This is a genomic window from Tannerella forsythia, from assembly GCF_003860135.1.
Taxonomy (GTDB): Bacteria; Bacteroidota; Bacteroidia; order Bacteroidales; family Tannerellaceae; genus Tannerella; species Tannerella forsythia_A.
On sequence record NZ_RQYN01000008.1, the window covers coordinates 60711 to 79834 of the forward strand.

Genomic DNA, 19124 nt, shown 5'->3' on the forward strand with positions numbered 1-19124 from the left:
TTATTAATTAGATAATGGTATTTTTATGAAGAATGTTTTGAAATCCGTAATCGTACTTCTGGCGATATTCGCAGTAGGTACATTACAGGCACAAGATGCCTCGAAAGCCTTGAAGCAAGGCGATAAAGTAAAAGACTTCACCCTGAAGAATGCAAAAGGGGAAGAGGTCAATTTGTCCGTACTCCTGAAAAAGGGGCCGGTCGTGCTTACATGGTACAGAGGCGGATGGTGTCCGTACTGCAACTTGGCATTGAAACAATTGCAGGAGGAACTTGCTCAGATCAAAGAGCAGGGAGCCACGTTGGTGGCCCTCACGCCCGAACTGCCCGATCATAGTTTGACAACGCAAGAGAAGAATGCGCTCGAGTTCGAAGTGCTTACCGACCTTCATAACGAGGTGGCTCGTTCCTATGGATTGGTGTTTAAGCTCGATCCGCAGACAGCCGAGCGTTATGAAAGCATGCTCCATCTTTCGGCGCATAACGGTACCGATTCATCTGAATTGCCGATTCCTGCAACGTATGTGGTCGATACAGAAGGGACTATCCGTTATGCCTATGTCAATCCGGATTATAAACAACGGGCGGATGCCAAGACGGTTGTCGAGGAACTGAAAAAACTCAAGTAACACGCGAACGGTCTCGCATAGACGAGTGTTCAGGTAAAACGCTTCGGATACCAATTCCTTTTTAAGAGGATTGGCTATTCAAAGCGTTACCTTTTATCAATTTTAAACTTTGTCCAAACGATAAAACGTCTTGTCCGGTCGAAAAAACACCTTGTCAGAACGGAAAAATGCCCCGTCAGAACGAAAAAACACTTGGTCAGACAAAAAAAACGTATCCCCTAAAAGAGGTAAATCCCGGAATCTATGGATTAAGCGTTTTCACGCGCTCCGCTACTTCTTCCATCAGCCATTTAGGGGTTGACGTTGCGCCACAAACACCTACGCTGCGGATATCCTCCGGAAGCGGCTCGGTAATGTCGGTGGCAGAGGTGATAAATACAGAACGAGGATTCGCTTGGAGACACTGATCGAACAACATTTGTCCGTTCGAGCTTTTCTTTCCGGCAACGAAATAGATCCAGTCATGTTGCAGGGCAAAGTCGCGAATGTTCGGTAAGCGATTGGCCACTTGTCGGCAAATCGTGTCGAAATACTGGAAGGTTACGTCGGGCGAAATCCTCGCGCGAATGGCTTCCACCACTTCCCCAAAGCCATCGAGAGGCTTGGTCGTCTGTGAAAAGAGTACGATATCGCGTTGAAAATCGAGCTTTTCAATGTCTTCGAGCTTTTCAATCACGATGGCTGTTCCTTCTGTCTGTCCGACAAGGCCATTCACCTCGGCATGCCCTTTTTTGCCGTAAATAACCAATTGCGTTCCGTTTTCCTTTGTTTCCTGATAGCAGCGGTGGATGCGCTTTTGCAGTTGGAGTACGACCGGGCAGGTGGCATCGATGATTTTAATTTGATTCTTTTGAGCCAGTTCGTAGGTCGAAGGAGGTTCACCATGGGCACGGAGCAGTACGGTACGATTCCGTAGGTGTGCCAGATCCGCATGTTCGATCGTGTGAAGTCCCAATGCTTTCAATCGATCCATCTCAAGGTTGTTGTGCACCAGATCGCCCAAGCTGTAAAGTTCATTGGTCTGCTTCAACTCGCGTTCGGCACTTTGAATGGCTTTTACGACTCCAAAACAAAAGCCCGATCCGCTGTCTATGGTTACTTCTACCATTTTCTATTTTTCTGTTGCTTTAAGAAATTCTTCCATCAACCATGCCTGCTGTTCGGCGATGGTCATGTAAGTGTTATCTAATTCGATAGCATCGTCTGCCTTACGAAGAGGACTTTCTGCACGGGTCATATCCAGTCTGTCGCGCTCCTGTACATTCTTCAGTACTTCATCGAACGAAACGGATTGTCCTTTCTCTCTCATCTCTTTTACACGCCTCTGTGCGCGTATTTCGGCCGATGCGGTTACGAAAATCTTGAGTTCGGCTTGTGGGAAAACGACGGTCCCGATATCTCGACCGTCCATTACGATGCCTTTAGCTTCTCCCATCTCCTGCTGCTTTGATACTAACGAGCGGCGGACGCATCCTAAAGCCGCGATCCGACTGACACGGTTCGATACTTCCATGCCACGAATCTCAGCCTCCACCGGCTCACCGTTCAGAAACGTTTCCGACACTCCAGTTTCGGGGTTCGGCCGAAAGGAAATCTCTACGTTATCCATCGCCTGTTGCAAGGCTGCTTCGTCCAGCGTGTCGCCATGGAAAAAACCTTGACGTATCGCGTATAGGGTTACTGCTCTGTACATCGCTCCTGTGTCGATGTAGGCATATCCGACGGCCCTCGCGAGATCTCTCGCCATCGTACTCTTACCGCACGATGAAAATCCGTCGACAGCTACAATGATCTTCCTCATCTGTCTTATTTAAATGAATCCGCGTTAATGAATAATATGTATTAAAGATTCGTTTCTGAAAGCGACATCGACAAGCTCAGCATGAGCGAGAGTGCCGACGGATGATAGCGTGCCACCGACGCACCGATATCGAATCGAGATAAATGCAAACCGGCACCGATCGAGAAACCGCCCAATCTGTTTCCTCCTTCTTTCAGTTTCATCTCCATGTTGGCCTTCGGATTATATCCCAGTCCGATCCAAAAATTGTCGGAAGGCAGGAAATCGACCCCCAATATCAGATGTTTAGCCAGCGTCTGCACAAAACTTTCCTCAATCTCTTTCTCCTTCAGAGTCTCGTCTATATATTTGAACTTCCATTGTTTCAAATGTGTAGCTGTTACCGAAACGCGAATCGGCGCATGTGCCATTCTTTTGGAGACTCCCATCTGTATGTCCCACGGCAATCGTCCGCGCTCGGAATGGTATGCCTTTAGCTGCGCCCCGATATTCTTTAAAACGACTCCGAACGAAACGCTTTTCTCCTCATCGTAGTAACTCAGGCCGGCGTCTACTCCAAGCCCGAGCGACGAATATTCAGCCAGATGAGAATACAACATCTTCATGGAAAAACCTCCTCTCCATTTGTCCGAAAGATCGTATGAATAAAAAGCTTGTAGAGTCAAGTCTCTGGCCGAGAACTCTCCTTTGATCATCCGCGACGCATCGACCTCTTTGAAGTTGCCATAGCTGATGAATGACCCTCCGATTGCCCAAGCGCCCCGTTCACGGTGCGCTTTTGTATAAATCGCACTGCCGACATGGATGTCAGCGATATAATTCATATAGTTCAGATTTACCATACCGTCCATCTCTCCCCCCAACAAGGCAGGGCTGTGAAATACAAGCGACGGGTCGGCTTCGATCAGGGATACGGTATGTCCTCCCAAGGCATTGGCTCGTGCGGAAGTCGGGAAGCGTAAAAACGTAAATATCTCACCGCCCTCCTGTGCCCAAACAAGACCGGGCAGGAGGAGCAAGAGGCCGATTAATCGTATATTCTTTTTTCTCATTCTGTCAATAGCGTGTACAAATGTATATAATTTTACCACATCGCGATATTTTCATATCACGATACCATAACGGATAAAAGCCGGAAAAGGTATTTGGCTATCGACTTTTTTTTCTGAGATCACAAAAAAAGTAAAAAAACAAGTTTTTTCTTCCTATTACATGTAAGCTGTAAATTTTTTATCTATCTTTGCCTCCAAAGAGAACGAATAAGAGTAATCATCACTTAAAGAAGATAGCTATGGAAATCAAGAAGTCGCCTAAAGCAGATCTTGAAGGAGGCAAAGGATTAAGCCTTCTGATGGGGTTAGTCGTTGGTTTAGCTGTGCTGTTTGTCGGTTTTGAGTGGGGGACGCAAGAGAAAGCTCTCCAGCATGACCAGGGCATAGCCGATATCATCGCAGAAGAAGAAATTGATATTACAAGGCAGGAAGAAACTCCCCCTCCTCCCCCTCCTCCCCCTCCTGTGGAGCAGGTAACCGAAGTGTTGAATGTGGTGGAAGACGATGTCGAAGTAGCAGATAATGATTTGTTGTCGTCGGAAGATAATCAGGCGGAGGCTCAGACTCAGACTTATGTTCCGCCCGCTGTTAAAGTGGAGGAAGAAGAAGAATCTTCTCAGCAGATTTTTATGGTGGTAGAAGAAATGCCTGAGTTCCCCGGAGGACAAGCCGCCTTGATGAGTTTTATCGCTAAATCGATCAAGTATCCGGTTGTCGCACAGGAAAATGGTATTCAGGGGCGTGTAACATGTTCTTTTGTCGTAAACAAAGATGGTTCGATTGTCGACGCGGAAGTGGTTCGCGGTATTGATCCTTCGCTCGATAAGGAAGCGCTCCGTGTAATCAATACGATGCCTAAATGGAAGCCCGGCAAGCAACGTGGAAAGCCGGTACGTGTGAAATTTACAGTTCCGATCAACTTCCGTTTGAATCAGTAAAACAAGTAAAACATAACACAAACAGTAAAATTCTTTTTTCATTTCATAAAAAGGTCGCCCTCTGGAAAGCGGCCTTTTTTTTCATGTTGAAATATATGCTTTCTTTTGAAGACACACTGCCGATTATTGAGCGTGCCGTTCGCGAACTCCGGTTTGATGAGCCGCCGCGAAGCCTTTTTGATCCGATCGTTTATACGCTTTCGTTGGGTGGCAAACGTATTCGCCCCGCTTTCACTTTAATGGCATGTAATCTTTACAGTCGTGATGTTGAACAGGCGATCAAGCCGGCTCTTGGTATCGAAGTGTTTCACAACTTTACCTTGTTACACGACGACTTGATGGATGAAGCCCGGAAGCGTCGGGGGCAACCGACAGTGCATGTCAAGTGGAACCGGAATACGGCGGTGCTTTCAGGGGATGCCATGCTCATCACGGCTTATCGCCTTATCGGAGAAACTGCGCCGGAGCAGCTTAAAACGATCCTTGATCTGTTTACACAAACGGCTTTGGAAATATGTCAAGGGCAGCAATATGATATGGAATTTGAATCACGTCCGCATGTGACGGAAGTCGAATATATCGAAATGATTCGTCTGAAAACAGCGGTGTTGTTAGCTTGTAGTCTCAAAACAGGTGCACTCATGGGAGGGGCTTCCGAGCATGAAGCGGATATTCTCTATCGTTTCGGTATTCATATCGGACTGGCATTCCAGCTACAGGACGATTTGCTCGACGTGTATGGGAGTCCGGAAACTTTCGGGAAGAATATCGGCGGAGATATTTTGTGCAACAAGAAGACTTTTCTGCTGATTCATGCCTTGGCGAGCGCTTCGCCCGAACAAAAGGAACGGATTGCGTATTATCAGCATCCGGATAAAACGGCATGCTATACAGCCGACGAAAAAATAAAGGCGATTACTGCTATTTATGATGAGTTGAACATAAGAGAGTTGACGCAAGAAAAGATGAAATATTATTATGATCTTGCGATGGACGAATTGGCACTTCTGAAAATTCCTCAGGAACGCTCGTCCGAATTGCGTCGCGTATGCCGCAAATTAATGAACCGCGAAAAATAACCGGATAACAAACTTGATGAACTGGATTGACACCCATACTCATATTTACGGACAAGAGTTCGACTCAGACCGTAAGGAGATGATAGACCGAGCAAAGAAAGCCGGTGTCTCTGCGGCTCTTCTGCCGAATGTCGACGCTAAGAGTATCTCGCCTCTGCTTCGTGTGTGCGAAGAAAATCCGGGCTTTGCTTTTCCCATGATGGGCTTGCACCCGACGAGTGTGGATACTCATTATGCTTCACAGTTAATAGCTGTTGAGAAAGCTTTGGCAAGGCATGATTACTATGGAATCGGGGAGATCGGGATCGACTTGTATTGGGATCGTTCGTTCCTAAAGGAGCAGAAGCAAGTCTTTGAAGAGCAGTTGAGGTGGAGCATCGATTTGGGACTCGCCGTAAGCATTCATACCCGCGAAGCCTACGAGGAGGTTTTTGACAGTATATATAAGGTAGGGAGCGAGCATCTGAAAGGCGTGTTTCATTGTTTTTCCGGTACCCCCGAAGATCTTGAAGAAATTAAGCGTCTGAAACGATTTAAGATCGGAGTCAACGGGATCATTACGTTTAAGAAGTCTTCTTTGCCTGAAATGATTCGTACGGTACCTCTCGAAATGCTCGTGCTCGAAACGGATGCTCCTTACTTGGCTCCGGTCCCTTATCGCGGAAAACGAAACGAAGTGGCTTATTTATGGGAGACGGCTTGCAAAACGGCCGAGGTATTCGGAATAAGTGTGGAAGAGCTTTCTGTCCATACGGAAAAGAATGCGTTAGAATTGTTTAACATTTCGAGCAGTGATCTTACTTCCGAGCACAAAGAACACAAGTCCAGTCTTTTCTGAGTCGTTTTAGACTCGCATTCGTGATTTAAATCGTTGCTCCTGCCGATAAAAAAGTTTGCATGTCATATTTTTTTCGTACTTTGCACTCGTTTTTGAAAGATATACGATTCTGGAGAGATGCTCGAGTGGTTGAAGAGGCACGCCTGGAAAGCGTGTATACGCCAAAAGCGTATCGCGGGTTCGAATCCCGCTTTCTCCGCAGGCAGAATGGAATTCCGCCTAAAGAAAAGTAGAACGCTTGAGGGAAACAAAAAGAAGAAAGATTTATTAATAAACAATTAAAAAATAACAAGAAAGAGAATTATTAATTTTAAATTAGCATCACTATGAAAAAGTTGTTTACAAAAGCAGTCTTAGGCGTTTGCGCCTTGGGAACCTCTACAGTAGCATTCGCTCAAGAAGCCGCAGAAGCTGTGGCTCCTGTTGAAGGGAGCATGCATCAAGCGTTAAAAACCAAGTTTATCGAAGGTGATGCCAGCTTCATGAGTCTGGTAGCGATTGCTTTGATTTTGGGTTTGGCATTTGTTCTGGAGCGGATCATTTATCTGAATCTGGCTGACGTGAATCCGAACGGAATGTTGAACGATATCGAAGCGGCTCTTGACCGTGGAGATGTGGAAGGTGCCAAAGCGATTGCTCGTGATACCAGAGGTCCGATTGCCTCGATTGCTTATCAAGGTTTGATGAGAATGGATCAGGGAATTGATGTGGTAGAAAAGTCGATCGTGTCGTATGGCGGTGTACAGGGCGGTTTGCTGGAAAAGAACTTGTCGTGGATTACCCTGTTTATCGCGATGGCTCCTTCTTTGGGATTCTTGGGAACGGTGATCGGTATGATTATGGCTTTCGACAGAATCGAGCGCGTAGGGGATATCAGCCCGACGGTTGTTGCCGGTGGTATGAAAGTCGCATTGATCACAACCGTGGGTGGTTTGATCGTTGCTCTTATCCTTCAGGTGTTTTATAACTATTTGCTCAGTAAATTGGAAGGGATTCTGAACAAAATGGAAGACGCTTCAATTACGTTGCTGGATATGGTTATCAAATACAATGTGAAATACAAAAAATAAGATTGAACCATGGCAGTAACTAAAATAAGAAAAATGTCTAGTTGGACATTGCTGGGCGTCATGATTGTCAGTGTGATCGTCTTTGCGATGTTCTACCTCGGCGGAGTCATTGATCCTGCCGCAGAGAAGCCTGAACCGGTTAATACATCGATCTTGCTCTATTGGTGTTATGTAGTGTTTGGTATTGCCGTTGTGCTTCTCTTGTTATTCGGCTTGATGCAATTTCTTTCGACGCTCAAATCAAAGCCAAAAGCAGCCATCAGTTCATTAGGTGTACTGATTGCTTTTCTGGCGATGTTAGGAATTACTTATGCAATCGGAGATACGACTCCGTTGCCCGGCATCAATGCAGACTCGGCGCAATATAATGTAGCCAGTTGGTTGAAAATTTCGGACATGTGGATTTTTTCCATCTATATTTTATTGGGATTGTCCGTTTTAGCAATTGTAGGAGGCTCTGTTAAGAAAGTATTCAGCAAGTAAAACGCATAAACAAGAAAGAAAATGGGTAAAAAAAGAAAAGTTCCGGGAATCAATGGATCTTCTTCTGCCGACATCGCTTTCATGTTGTTGCTGTTCTTCCTTTTGACTACCTCGATGGATACCGATATGGGGTTGGCTCGAAAGCTACCTCGTCCACCTGAAAAACAGGAGCAGGATCAGGAAATGGATATCAAAAAGAGGAATATGCTTGTAGTGCTGATCAGTTCCACGAATCAAGTATTATGCGGAGGCGAATATGTCGATGTGAAACAGATTAGGACGAAAGCGAAGGAGTTTATTTCCAACGTGAATGATGATCCGAGCTTGCCGGAAAAAGAAGAAGTCGATGTGCCGTTCTTCGGTAAAATGATGGTAACGAAGAAACACGTTATTTCGCTACAGAATGACCGCGGTACGCAATATCAGGCTTATATCAATGTGCAGAACGAATTGGCCGCGGCTTACAACGAATTGCGTGACGAAGTCTCGAAACAAAAGTGGGGCAAAACGTTTGCGGAATTAAATCCGGAGCAGCAAAAGGCCGTTCAGACCATCTATCCGCAGAAGATATCGGAGGCTGAGCCGAAGAATTACGGTGAGAAAAAAACAAAATAAAAAAGGAGGAATATAATGGGAAAGTTTAATAAATCGGGAGGACGTGAGATGCCCGAATTGAACACGGCGTCATTGCCTGACTTGGTATTCGCCTTTCTGTTTTTTATCATGATGGTAACGACGATGCGTGAAGTAACGTTGAAAGTTCAATTTCGCGCACCGCAGGCTACCGAGCTTCAGAAGCTGGAGAAAAAGTCGTTGGTGACGTTTATCTATGTCGGAAAGCCGATGCCGGAGTATCAGGCTAAGATGGGTTCTGAAAGCCGTCTTCAGTTGAATGATGCATTTGCGGAAGTTTCTGAGGTAGGAAGTTATATCGGTCAGGAAAAATCGAGTATGAAGGAAGAAGATCAACCTTTTATGACGGTTTCGATCAAAGCCGATTATGACACGAGGATGGGGCTTGTGACCGACTTGAAGCAGGCGCTTCGAGAAGCATACGCCCTTAAGATCAGCTATTCGGCACGTAAGCAAGTCGATTGATGACGAATATTTGAGAAGGATTTGATAAAGGGTTGAATATTTCCTGTAAAGGGAATAATTCAACCCTTTATTTATTGTTATTAAGGAGAGAATAGACACATAGAGAGATAAACTTCTATCGATAAAAAGATTCACACTATATTTTAAAGCATCATGCAAAACTCTAATATTGAAAAAACAATGGCACCATATGAATTAGACGAATTAGACGAAAAAATACTTAAACTTATCGTAGGGGATGCGCGGAAGCCGTTTCTTGAGGTGGCGCGGGTATGCAATGTCTCCGGAGCTGCAATCCATCAGCGGGTGCAGAAATTGATCCATGCAGGAGTTATTAAAGGTTCCGAATTCATGCTCGATAATCGGATGATCGGTTATAAAACGTGTGCTTATATGGGACTTTTCCTCCAAAACCCGGGGCAATTTACTTCGATTGTTGACGCATTGAAAGATATTCCGGAGGTTGTGGAGTGCTATTATACGACGGGAAAATACGACCTTTTTATTAAGATCTATGCGCATGACAACGAACATTTGCTCAAGATCATTCATGACAGGCTTCAGCCGCTCGGATTAGCTCGTACGGAAACGTTGATTTCACTCAAAGAAGGCTTTCGTAGGCATCTGCCGATCGACTTTAACAGGGAGAACGGCGGTAAAGGGAAGAAGATAAAGTAATGTGAGTTCGACCTAAGCGTTCATCCATCTTGAACCATCGATAAACTCTTGATAAAGATTTGATTAGGTCGAACTCACGTTATTTTAAAGGTATTTGTGATACGCTTCGCTTAATTCTGTAATTTTATACCCCGGAATCATAATCTGATTGTTTTAGTATAACATTCTATTTCAACGCTATAAAGACACTAAATCCCCCATTATGTTCCAACTTTTTTGACCCTTTTTTTACATCGAGCTCACGTTAAATTAACGCCGACCGCTAAAAAAACACCTAAACAGCTAAACTATTTACATCTCTTGATTGTTTCCATAGAAAGGCCGTACAATATTGTTATCAAACGGGGTTTATCATGAAAAAGGGGATGCTGATCATTGTTTGGGGAGTTGTTTGCTGCTTCGCGGAAGCGACCGACCGGCTCCGTCCGTCCGATACCCGTATCGCCGGCATGGGAGGACAAGGCGTCACCTGCTCGGCTTTGCTGAACCCCTCGTTGCTGGCTTTGATGCCAAGGCGTGAAGTACGTGCCGATTATTTCAACCGTTATGGTATCAAAGAGTTGGGTACGCTCAGCGGCGGACTGTGTTATCCGAATACGTTGTTGCCTTTCGGGACGCATCTGACGTCGTTCGGCTATGACGAATACCGCGAGAGTATGTTCCGCTTTTCGGTCGCGAGGCGGCTGAGTCGTCTCTGGTCGCTCGGTATCAGCCTGCAATATATCCTCTTGCAGTCGGAGTTGTTCGAGCGCGATGTGGCGCGGATAGCTGTCGATGTCGGGGTGACCTTCCATCCGTCCGATGATTGGCTGATCGCTTTGTCGGTCATGAATTTCCCGTCTGTTTCGCTTGGAGATCGTGAGACGAACGGCAAGTATCTCGCGACGCGAAGCGTTTTGTTAGGGATGAATTATCGGATGGCGGAGAAGGTTCTGCTGACCGTCGGGGCGGAGACTTGCCAAGAGACGCCGTTTTCTTTTTCCGCGGGCATAGAATATGAGGCGTTCGCCGATTTTCGGTTCCGTAGCGGAATAAGCACTCATCCGCTCCTTCCGTCGGCCGGTGTGAGTTATACGCTCATCGGTCTGACGGCCGATGTGGCCTTCTGGTATCACCCCGTACTGGGCGTGGGTTCCGGTTTCGGACTTTCTTTCTCGTTCTGAATATGACAGGCTATGAGACAACGAGGACTTATGATTGGGCTGATCTTTTTCCTGATTCCCTGCTTCTACGCCAACAGTCAGGATGAGCGATCGAACGAACGATGGAAAGAGTATATCCGGCAATGGGCCGAAGACGAAGAAGACAGCGAGCGGTTTGAATCGCTGTACTCCGAACTCTCCTATCTGTCCGAACATCCGATCGATCTGAATACGGCTACGGCCGAGTCTTTGCGGCGGCTACCCTTCCTTTCCGATACACAGGTGGAGGCGATCCTTTTTTATCGTCGGAAATACGGTGCGCTGCTGACCGTCTACGAACTGAAAAATATCGCCGCGTTGGACTATCCGACGATCGAATGGATGGAACCTTTCGTGTACGTCGGCGAGGTAGCCCGTCCGCGACGTGCCATCCATGGCCGTAATCTCTGGAAATACGGATCGCATCAATGGATTGCCCAATATCGTCGTACGCTGGAGCAGAAGCAAGGCTACCGCGCGCAGCCCGACAGTGTATTGCGGCGTTACCCCAACCGGGTGTACCTCGGCGAGCCGTTTTACCATTCGTTGCGTTACTCTTATGCGTTTGATGAACGTATTCAGGCCGGATTCGTGGCGGAGAAAGACGCCGGGGAGCCGTTTGCGAACGCCCGTCACAAAGGATATGACTACTATTCGGCTCATCTGCTGTTGCACGATATGAAGAAATGGCTGGGCACGTTCGCGGCAGGTGACTATAAAGCGTCTTTCGGTCAGGGGTTGGTGCTGAGCCATGATTTCATTCCTGTGCGCACTACCGTATTGTCTTCGTCCGGCTACCGCAACAACGGTTTCAGACGTCATTACTCCACGAACGAGCACGACTTTTTTCGTGGCGTAGCCGCTTCCTTCGTGTGGAAAAACTGGACAGCCCACGTGTTTTATTCGCGCCGTAAGACAGATGCGTCGACCGACAGCACGAGTTCCATCATCACTTCGTTCAAAACCGACGGCCTGCATCGCACGGAAAGCGAACGCAACAAACGGCACACGGTGACTATGCGAACCATCGGCACGAACCTACGCTATGCCGCATCCGGCTCTCATATCGGACTGACGACGGTTACGTACGACTTCGGACATCATACGGTCGAGCCTCCGGCGAAGCCTTACAACCGTTATCTTTTCCACGGGAACCGAAATGTGAATGCGAGTATCGACTATATGCTTCGCCTGAACACACTGAGATGGTACGGTGAAACGGCCTTGTCGCGCAACGGTGCCTGGGCGACGCTGAACGCGCTACAATGGGCACCGAATTCCTCCATCAGGGGAGTCGTTCTCTACCGCCGCTACGCGGCCGATTATCAAGCTTATTTCGCACACGCGTTTTCGCAAAGCAGCGGTATACGGAACGAGGAAGGTGTGTATATCGGCTGGGAGCTTACGCCTCCCATCGGTTTCTGGAAAATAACCGGCTACGCGGATTTTTATCGTTTCCCGTGGATGAAGTTCGGGGTCGACGCTCCTTCGTCGGGTACCGACTGTTTGTTGCAGGCCGATTATGCGAAGTTCGAACATCTGGACTTCTATGTACGTTATCGCTATCGGCGACGCGAGTCAAGTCACACGGCAAAGGGGCATCCCGAAACAAAAATCCTTTCGGACCGTCATCATCGCCTGCGTGCCCAAATGTTATACTATCCGACTCCCGAATGGTCGTGGAAGGCCGCTATTGATGCCTCGCTTTTTATACCCGAAGCAAAAGCGACAAGTTACGGATGGATGGTTTCGAATGCGGTCGGGTGGAAGCCTCAAAGACTCCCCTTTCAAGCAGATTGGTTTATCGCTTGTTTCCGCACGGACGATTATCAGAACCGTATCTATTCGTACGAAAAGAATCTGCTTTACGCTTTCCATAGCACTTCGTTCTACGGGAAAGGGATGCGCTTGTCGACCGTCTTGCGTTATTCGGTCGGATACCGCTTCGTTATAGCTGCCAAAATCGGGTGGACTCATTATTTTGAAGGCGAGCATATCGGCTCGGGACTCGAAACGATCGACGGCCGAAACCGTACCGACGTTTATGCCATGATCCGCTGGAAATTCTGATGAAAAAACTTGCGTATATGGCTCCTATTGCTGAAATTTGCGCAATGTACAACCCGTAAAAGAAAGAAATTTGTCGACGATATTATTTCAACAGATCGTATATGGCCCGGTACACAGCCGGCGCTTGGGCGTTTCGCTGGGCATCAATGTGTCGCCTCTCGACGGGAAGCGCTGCTCATTCAACTGTATCTACTGCGAATGCGGGCTGAACGAGGACTTCCCCGCGAAAAAACCGGCTCCCAAACGTGAAGACGTACGAAATGCGCTCACGGCCAAGTTGCAGGAGATGGCTAAAGAAGGTGTGCGACCGGATGTGATTACGTTCTCCGGTAATGGAGAACCGACGATGCACCCGGAGTTCGCGGGGATTATCGACGATACGATTGCCGTGCGCGATGCGTTCTGCCCTCAGGCTAAAGTCGCGGTACTTTCGAACTCGACCATGCTGCACAAAGAAGACGTGATGAACGCGTTGCTGAAGATCGACGAGAACATCATGAAGCTCGATTCGGTGAACGATGAGCGGATGCGCCAGATCGACGATCCCGACCGGCGCGACTTCACCTGCGAAAAACTCGTCCGACAACTCTGTCGCTTCGACGGACGACTCATCATTCAGACGATGTTCTTGCGCGGCCATCGCGATGGCGTAGTGATCGACAATACGGGCGATGACGAGGTGGCGGCATGGATCGAGGCGCTGAAGCAGATTCGTCCGTACAAAGTAATGATTTATACGATCGACCGGGAGACTCCGGTACGGACCCTCGAAAAGATCCCGAAGGCCGAACTCGACGCGATTGCCGAACGCATACGCAAAGAAACGGGCATCGAAGTCTCCGTATCCTACTGACTTCGCCTTTTATATTACCAACAAACGGATAGAAAGAATATGAAATCGTACAGAAAAGAACTATGGTTTGAGACACCGACACGTCGGGCATTTCTGAATATCACGTCCGAGATTGAACAATGTCTTGCCGAAAGCGGTATACGCGAAGGACTGCTGCTCTGCAATGCGATGCACATCACGGCCAGTGTGTTTATCAATGACGACGAGAGCGGCCTGCATCATGATATGGAGGTATGGCTTGAAAAACTTGCCCCCGAAAAACCGTATAGCCAATATCGGCATAACGGATATGAGGATAATGCCGACGCACACCTGAAACGTTCGGTGATGGGCCGCGAGGTCGTCGTAGCCGTGACCGGCGGAAAGCTGGACTTCGGGCCGTGGGAGCAGATCTTCTACGGTGAGTTCGACGGTAAGCGGCGCAAGCGGGTACTGGTAAAAATTATCGGAGACTGATTCCTTCCTCGCTCTTCGTTGATCGTTCTGTCTTCTCGGACATTTACGAGCAGAAATATTACGTTCGGAACGTAGCCAAATCACGTTCCGAACGTAATGGGTCTTTACACGCTACTGCTTTTCCATCTGATTTCCGCGCCTTGCGCCTGTATCCGTTGTTGGAACTCGGAGAGAAGCGTTCTGTTTTCACGTACAGCGCGCGGAAGCACTTTCTTTTCCTTTGCATAGGCGAGCAGCATTCCGACTGCTTCGCCGATACTCCATTCAACCGGATGCAGACGGTAACAACCGTTCGTGATATGGGTCGTCCCGATATTTTTGCAGGCCGGCAATACGTTATCGACCCGTTGCGGAATCAAGGCGCCCAATGGTATCTGGAACGGCAGCGAATCGACATCGATGTAATTATCTCCGCCGAACGACGGGTGGAGATCGATACGATAGTAACCGGTACCGACACTGTCGTAGAATTCAGCGGCTTTTGTTTCTCCCGTAGCGAGCTTGCGATTTTCTTTTCCGACATGCTCTTCCGTAACCGTAAACATAGCCTTGATGCGTCGTGCTTCCCGTATGTACGGATATTTGGCCATTCCGTCGTCGGTGCCGAGCACGTCGCCGCGCAGGCGTAATCCGGGCCATCCTGTGCCGCCGTCAGGACGCGGAGCCTCAGTCTGCAGCCAATAGAATAGCGATAAATTCAGCTGTTTAGCCTGAGCCACATGTTTCTCAAATTCCACATCGGGTACATCAAGCAAGTTGCCGAGCAGGTAATCGTTCTGAGGCCAGTTGACGATCGTGATGTCTCCGCTGTACAATCCCGGCGTAAAGTTTTTACGGGAAATGATTTTCCGGTAGTTCCAGAGGTTGAACACGCTGAGTTCGTTTCCTTCGGGATGGAAGCCGGCCTGTCGCGTTTTCAGCGTAATCGGATCAGGATAGCTCAGATCGATCAGACGCCCTGACCAGGCAGGTTTCAACGACGGGATATAATCGCGCCAAAAAGCATAGTCTGCGGGCTTGTCGATCGTTAGATTTGCTCCCGGCACATAATCCATCGCGAAACACACGGTAAACGCCTGGTTGTTCGTCGGCATTGCTTCGGCTGCGGCATGCAGTTCGTTCGTTTCCGACTTGGCCTCTGCACCGGTCACATACTCTGTTTTTGTCAACGGCAGCAAGTCGCCGCATTCGGTGGCATCGACAAAATAAGGGGCAGACAACGTCATGGAGTGTCCTGTCTCCTTACAATACACCTCGACGGCACGTACAGAGTCGCCTTTTACTTCGGCTTGACGAGCTTTATAGCCAAGCAAAATTTTGAGCTTGCCGGCGCTCAGATAAGGAAGTAACATCTCCGTGAGCACAGCAACCGATACGATTGGTTCGTGGCAGAGGTGGGATACGAGTCCGTCGCCCGGATTGAGGAATTCGCGGGCCCTCGCTTCGTCGGTCAAAGCGTAATTTCGACGGTAGTATTCACGGACTTTATTCCGAAAGGTACGATACGAGGCCGGTGCGCCGTGTGTCTCGATCCACGGATGCTCATCGGGAGGAACGCCTTGCTGCGATACCTGCCCGCCGATCCAGTCGGTCTCTTCGGTCATAACCACATTCAGCCCGTTGCGACATGCAGCCAGTGCCGCGGCACAGCCTCCGAATCCTCCGCCGATAATGACGACATCCGTTCGTTGCTCCTTCGTTGCTTCTTCGTTCGCCGGGAAATACGTTTTATTACTAAAATCCATCACTCCCGCATTCGATAGAGACCATAAGCTACTGCCTCCGGCCAATGCGGCGTATGTCAAGAATTGTCTGCGTTTCATGAAATCGTTTCTATTATTTTTTCCAATATTTTTCAATTTCTTCCAGTGTCTTTCCGGTCGTTTCCGGAACCAGTTTCCATATAATTAAAATATAAGGGATACACATGGTGGCGAAGAGGAAGAATGTCCCCGCCGGTGTCAGATTTTGCAACATCCACGGTGTCAGCTGTCCGATCAGATATGTGCCGATCCACAAGGCAAAGCCTGCTATCGACATGGCCAGTCCGCGTACCTTCGTCGGGTACATCTCGGAGAGTAAAACCCACACGACAGCACAAATCGAAACGGCACAGCAGAAAATATACAGCAGAAAGAACGTCAGCAGGAAGAGGCTCGAAATGCCGAGCGCTTCACCGTAAATAAAATACAGCCCGATTAGCAGCAACGAACCGATCATTCCCGACACACCGTAATAGACGAGCTTCTTGCGTCCGACCCGGTCGATGATCACTAAAGCCAATACGGTCGTCAACATATTCACCAGACCTACCAGTACCTGATAGAACAACGAGTCGCCGCCGGACAAGCCCGCATTTTCAAAAATTGTCGGGCCGTAATACAACACGGCATTGACGCCCATAAACTGTCCCAGAATGGCAATGCCGACACCGATAACGACAGCTTTGAAGATACCCGGCGTAAACAGTACCGACCATTCGGACTTCCCTTCGGAGGCGACGGACTGTTTCGTTTCGCCGACCTGCATCCGCACATCTTCTTCCGAAACGTATACTTTCCGCAAAATGCCACCGGCATGCGCCTCGTCCCCTTTCAGAATGAGCCAACGCGGACTCTCGGGGATCAGGAAAATGATCAGGAAGAAAAGTGCGGCGGGAAAGGTTTCCATTCCCAACATGCCACGCCATACTTCCTCGATGAAAATCTTACCGAAAAACGTCCCGGACGACGTAGCCTGCAAATAGGGATTCTCCGCATATCCGAGAAGTCGGAAGTTAACTAAATAAGCAGCCAAAAATCCGACCGTGATGGCCAACTGATACAGTGAGACAAGCCTCCCTCGATATTCGGCAACGGCCAGCTCCGAAATGTATAACGGCGAAATAATCGACACCACGCCAATGCCAACGCCTCCGATAATCCGGTAGATCACCAGCTGGTTGAAGTCGGCACAGACGGCACAGCCAATGGCCGAGACCGTAAACAGTACGGCGGCGAGCAACATCGTCTTTCTTCGTCCGATCGCGTCGCCCAATATTCCTGCGAATGCGACGCCCGTAATCGAACCGATCAGTGCGCAGCCTACATACCAGCCCTGCTGAATGGCATCGAGTCCAAATTGGAGGCTTACCTGCGAAACGGTACCGGAGATTACGGCCGTGTCGTACCCGAACAGAAAACCGCCGAGCGCCGCGACGACAGAGAGAAAAATCAAATATCCGAAATGAACGTTCGATTTCATGGCTTATCCGATCTCAAAATATTCCTTGTAACGGTTATACAGGTGTCCGGCTTGCAGATAGGCCGACTGCGGACTCATGAAATGCGAAAACTCGAACGTAATAGCTTTGTCGTATCCGGCACGCGCTGCCGCTTCGAGCTTCATCCGCAACTTATCGAATTTGATCGGTAAGAAGCGGATCGGCATGTCACGGTCGAACGATTCGGCGTTCGTCCAGCACTTCATGCCGTATTTGTCGGCCATCTTTTTATTGACCTCAAAAAATGCGTCCAGCTCGTCGTAATCGATATGTCCATCCTGAAAGGCGCATGCGTCTACTACATCGCAGATACCGGAGAAAATCTCACTCCACTCTTTTTCATGCTCCTGTACCGAAACAGCGTCCGCCTTCGTCAGCTTGCCTCCACTGGCCATGACGGCCTTTTTTCCGTCGATCCACGGTGAGATAAACGTCGGCAGTCCGCCCGAAACGTCCTTACACTGCTTACCCATGGCATGAAACGCGTCGATTGCTCCTTTCGTCTGACGGCTGATTTCTCCGCTGATATACCAGCCGCCGAAACTTTTATATTTCCCGTAGTTTTGCCAGACTTCGTCAATCACATATTTATTGTCTTCGATTTCCCAGCTCAGGTCGCCCGTATCCCAGTAGCGTCCGGAGTCGTACAATCCGAAATAATATTTCATGCCGTACTTATCGGCGAGTCGCAGAAACATGTCCACCAGATCGACCGAAGGCATATAACAGCCTTTGCCCAATAAGTATTTTGACGGATAAGTAATAAATTTGCGATAACCGGAACGTATTTGAATGACGGTGTCGATTCCAATTTCCTTCATGTGGCGGAAATCTCTGTCCCATTCTTTTTCTCCCCAGTTTTGGTGGGGGATGTCATGCGAAATCTCGTCCAAAAAAGTTCCGGTAATTTTTAATCCCTGTCCTTTCGGAACAATCAGACGGCTCTCAAGTGCTGATGTCTGTTCTTCATGATGTTCATGGGATGATTCACTCTGCGACTGTTTCGTACATCCCGACAAAGCCGGGACGGCCATCGCCGAAGCTCCCGCTACAGCGGCTTGTTTTAAAAATTCTCTGCGATTATTTATCTTCATTGCTTTTTGTTTTTAGCGCAAATATAAATACTTTTTTATTAACCCCAGTCGAAATAATAAACAGGAGCCACATTTTTCAGGCAGAAAAATAAAATAATTTATTAAACAAGCCTTCATATTTAAGCTGTATCATCATTCAATTTTACGAACAAAACTTTTTCGGCATGGATTAAGGCTCTGTTTACGAAGCAGAACAGATTGGCGTTGCTCATGTATCTTGTGGTTTTGTCCTCTTTCCTTGCATATTCTCCACGATGTTTCGGTGAAGTTGAGATATGGAGAGAATATTCGTAGTCGAATGATTTTCATTCACCGTCGAATGGTTTTCATTCATCATCGAATGATTTTCATTCGTCATCGAATGGTTTTCATTCATCGCCGAATGGTTTTCATTCATCATCGAATGATTTTCATTCATCGTCGAATGGTTTTCATTCATCGTCGAATGGTTTTCATTCACCGTCGAATGATTTTCATTCATCGTCGAATGGTTTTCATTCACCGTCGAATGATTTTCATTCATCGTCGAATGGTTTTCATTCT

20 protein-coding genes and 1 tRNA gene are annotated in these 19124 nt (G+C 48.0%); 14 read left to right on the forward strand and 7 right to left on the reverse strand.

Features of this window, described 5'->3' with window-relative positions; genetic code table 11:
• The first annotated feature begins 25 nt into the window (after window positions 1-25).
• Window positions 26-628, forward strand: coding sequence for a peroxiredoxin-like family protein (locus EII41_RS03780; protein WP_124789490.1), 603 nt, complete (start codon window positions 26-28; stop codon window positions 626-628).
• A 241-nt stretch (window positions 629-869) separates the two neighbouring features.
• On the opposite strand, the gene EII41_RS03785 is transcribed toward EII41_RS03780, so the two are convergent.
• The 3 genes from EII41_RS03785 to porQ are packed head-to-tail and all read right to left on the reverse strand — an operon-like array spanning window position 870 to window position 3481.
• Window positions 870-1736 carry a 4-hydroxy-3-methylbut-2-enyl diphosphate reductase gene (locus tag EII41_RS03785; protein ID WP_124750846.1) on the reverse strand — a complete coding sequence of 289 codons (867 nt, stop codon included), beginning with the start codon at window positions 1734-1736 and terminating at the stop codon, window positions 870-872.
• A gap of 3 nt (window positions 1737-1739) precedes the next feature.
• Entirely contained in the window at window positions 1740-2429 is a 690-nt protein-coding gene (gene cmk / locus EII41_RS03790; protein WP_124789491.1) for a (d)CMP kinase, read from the reverse strand.
• Window positions 2430-2470: 41 nt separating this feature from the next.
• A complete protein-coding gene (gene porQ / locus EII41_RS03795) occupies window positions 2471-3481 on the reverse strand; it encodes a type IX secretion system protein PorQ (protein WP_124750848.1) in 1011 nt (336 codons plus the stop codon).
• A 239-nt stretch (window positions 3482-3720) separates the two neighbouring features.
• Here porQ and EII41_RS03800 point away from each other — a divergent pair, with 239 nt between their 5' ends.
• The 13 genes from EII41_RS03800 (at window position 3721) to EII41_RS03860 (ending at window position 14225) form a co-directional block, all read left to right on the forward strand.
• The gene (locus EII41_RS03800; RefSeq protein WP_124750849.1) at window positions 3721-4419 is read left to right on the forward strand and encodes an energy transducer TonB; all 699 of its coding nucleotides are present in this window, start codon (window positions 3721-3723) and stop codon (window positions 4417-4419) included.
• A gap of 95 nt (window positions 4420-4514) precedes the next feature.
• Entirely contained in the window at window positions 4515-5498 is a 984-nt protein-coding gene (locus tag EII41_RS03805) for a polyprenyl synthetase family protein (RefSeq protein ID WP_124789505.1), read from the forward strand.
• A 16-nt stretch (window positions 5499-5514) separates the two neighbouring features.
• Entirely contained in the window at window positions 5515-6336 is an 822-nt protein-coding gene (locus tag EII41_RS03810) for a TatD family hydrolase (protein ID WP_124789506.1), read from the forward strand.
• A gap of 111 nt (window positions 6337-6447) precedes the next feature.
• A tRNA-Ser gene (locus EII41_RS03815) sits at window positions 6448-6535 on the forward strand.
• 127 nt (window positions 6536-6662) lie between these two features.
• On the forward strand, window positions 6663-7406 hold the full coding sequence (locus EII41_RS03820; RefSeq protein WP_124750850.1) for a MotA/TolQ/ExbB proton channel family protein: 744 nt from the start codon (window positions 6663-6665) through the stop codon (window positions 7404-7406).
• Window positions 7407-7415: 9 nt separating this feature from the next.
• On the forward strand, window positions 7416-7889 hold the full coding sequence (locus EII41_RS03825; protein ID WP_124789492.1) for a hypothetical protein: 474 nt from the start codon (window positions 7416-7418) through the stop codon (window positions 7887-7889).
• A 21-nt stretch (window positions 7890-7910) separates the two neighbouring features.
• The gene (locus EII41_RS03830; protein ID WP_124750852.1) at window positions 7911-8504 is read left to right on the forward strand and encodes a biopolymer transporter ExbD; all 594 of its coding nucleotides are present in this window, start codon (window positions 7911-7913) and stop codon (window positions 8502-8504) included.
• A gap of 15 nt (window positions 8505-8519) precedes the next feature.
• Window positions 8520-8987 carry an ExbD/TolR family protein gene (locus tag EII41_RS03835; protein ID WP_124750853.1) on the forward strand — a complete coding sequence of 156 codons (468 nt, stop codon included), beginning with the start codon at window positions 8520-8522 and terminating at the stop codon, window positions 8985-8987.
• A gap of 180 nt (window positions 8988-9167) precedes the next feature.
• Window positions 9168-9665, forward strand: a complete 498-nt coding sequence (locus EII41_RS03840; RefSeq protein WP_124750854.1) for an Lrp/AsnC family transcriptional regulator — start codon at window positions 9168-9170, stop codon at window positions 9663-9665.
• A 353-nt stretch (window positions 9666-10018) separates the two neighbouring features.
• The gene (locus EII41_RS03845) at window positions 10019-10828 is read left to right on the forward strand and encodes a hypothetical protein (protein ID WP_124789493.1); all 810 of its coding nucleotides are present in this window, start codon (window positions 10019-10021) and stop codon (window positions 10826-10828) included.
• A gap of 12 nt (window positions 10829-10840) precedes the next feature.
• Window positions 10841-12916, forward strand: coding sequence for a helix-hairpin-helix domain-containing protein (locus tag EII41_RS03850; RefSeq protein ID WP_124789494.1), 2076 nt, complete (start codon window positions 10841-10843; stop codon window positions 12914-12916).
• A 70-nt stretch (window positions 12917-12986) separates the two neighbouring features.
• Window positions 12987-13769: a radical SAM protein gene (locus EII41_RS03855; RefSeq protein ID WP_124789495.1), complete on the forward strand. Its 783-nt coding sequence runs from the start codon at window positions 12987-12989 to the stop codon at window positions 13767-13769.
• 39 nt (window positions 13770-13808) lie between these two features.
• A complete protein-coding gene (locus EII41_RS03860; protein ID WP_124750858.1) occupies window positions 13809-14225 on the forward strand; it encodes a secondary thiamine-phosphate synthase enzyme YjbQ in 417 nt (138 codons plus the stop codon).
• Window positions 14226-14329: 104 nt separating this feature from the next.
• On the opposite strand, the gene EII41_RS03865 is transcribed toward EII41_RS03860, so the two are convergent.
• The 4 genes from EII41_RS03865 to EII41_RS03880 all read right to left on the reverse strand — a co-directional run.
• Window positions 14330-16048, reverse strand: coding sequence for an FAD-dependent oxidoreductase (locus EII41_RS03865; protein WP_124789496.1), 1719 nt, complete (start codon window positions 16046-16048; stop codon window positions 14330-14332).
• A 13-nt stretch (window positions 16049-16061) separates the two neighbouring features.
• Window positions 16062-17468: a sugar porter family MFS transporter gene (locus EII41_RS03870; RefSeq protein ID WP_124789497.1), complete on the reverse strand. Its 1407-nt coding sequence runs from the start codon at window positions 17466-17468 to the stop codon at window positions 16062-16064.
• A gap of 3 nt (window positions 17469-17471) precedes the next feature.
• Window positions 17472-18581 (reverse strand): DUF4434 domain-containing protein, encoded by a 1110-nt coding sequence (locus EII41_RS03875; RefSeq protein WP_124750861.1) that lies wholly within the window; start codon window positions 18579-18581, stop codon window positions 17472-17474.
• A 208-nt stretch (window positions 18582-18789) separates the two neighbouring features.
• Window positions 18790-19124, reverse strand: a 335-nt coding sequence (locus EII41_RS03880) for a hypothetical protein (RefSeq protein ID WP_221620696.1), incomplete at its 5' end; no start/stop codon positions are given.

Excerpts from the sequence above, each read along its gene's own strand:
- EII41_RS03780 (WP_124789490.1), top strand. The coding sequence starts at position 26 with ATGAAGAATGTTTTGAAATCCGTAATCGTACTTCTGGCGATATTCGCA.
- EII41_RS03785 (WP_124750846.1), bottom strand. The coding sequence starts at position 1,736 with ATGGTAGAAGTAACCATAGACAGCGGATCGGGCTTTTGTTTTGGAGTC.
- cmk (WP_124789491.1), bottom strand. The coding sequence starts at position 2,429 with ATGAGGAAGATCATTGTAGCTGTCGACGGATTTTCATCGTGCGGTAAG.
- porQ (WP_124750848.1), bottom strand. The coding sequence starts at position 3,481 with ATGAGAAAAAAGAATATACGATTAATCGGCCTCTTGCTCCTCCTGCCC.
- EII41_RS03800 (WP_124750849.1), top strand. The coding sequence starts at position 3,721 with ATGGAAATCAAGAAGTCGCCTAAAGCAGATCTTGAAGGAGGCAAAGGA.
- EII41_RS03805 (WP_124789505.1), top strand. The coding sequence starts at position 4,515 with ATGCTTTCTTTTGAAGACACACTGCCGATTATTGAGCGTGCCGTTCGC.
- EII41_RS03810 (WP_124789506.1), top strand. The coding sequence starts at position 5,515 with ATGAACTGGATTGACACCCATACTCATATTTACGGACAAGAGTTCGAC.
- EII41_RS03820 (WP_124750850.1), top strand. The coding sequence starts at position 6,663 with ATGAAAAAGTTGTTTACAAAAGCAGTCTTAGGCGTTTGCGCCTTGGGA.
- EII41_RS03825 (WP_124789492.1), top strand. The coding sequence starts at position 7,416 with ATGGCAGTAACTAAAATAAGAAAAATGTCTAGTTGGACATTGCTGGGC.
- EII41_RS03830 (WP_124750852.1), top strand. The coding sequence starts at position 7,911 with ATGGGTAAAAAAAGAAAAGTTCCGGGAATCAATGGATCTTCTTCTGCC.
- EII41_RS03835 (WP_124750853.1), top strand. The coding sequence starts at position 8,520 with ATGGGAAAGTTTAATAAATCGGGAGGACGTGAGATGCCCGAATTGAAC.
- EII41_RS03840 (WP_124750854.1), top strand. The coding sequence starts at position 9,168 with ATGGCACCATATGAATTAGACGAATTAGACGAAAAAATACTTAAACTT.
- EII41_RS03845 (WP_124789493.1), top strand. The coding sequence starts at position 10,019 with ATGAAAAAGGGGATGCTGATCATTGTTTGGGGAGTTGTTTGCTGCTTC.
- EII41_RS03850 (WP_124789494.1), top strand. The coding sequence starts at position 10,841 with ATGAGACAACGAGGACTTATGATTGGGCTGATCTTTTTCCTGATTCCC.
- EII41_RS03860 (WP_124750858.1), top strand. The coding sequence starts at position 13,809 with ATGAAATCGTACAGAAAAGAACTATGGTTTGAGACACCGACACGTCGG.
- EII41_RS03865 (WP_124789496.1), bottom strand. The coding sequence starts at position 16,048 with ATGAAACGCAGACAATTCTTGACATACGCCGCATTGGCCGGAGGCAGT.
- EII41_RS03870 (WP_124789497.1), bottom strand. The coding sequence starts at position 17,468 with ATGAAATCGAACGTTCATTTCGGATATTTGATTTTTCTCTCTGTCGTC.
- EII41_RS03875 (WP_124750861.1), bottom strand. The coding sequence starts at position 18,581 with ATGAAGATAAATAATCGCAGAGAATTTTTAAAACAAGCCGCTGTAGCG.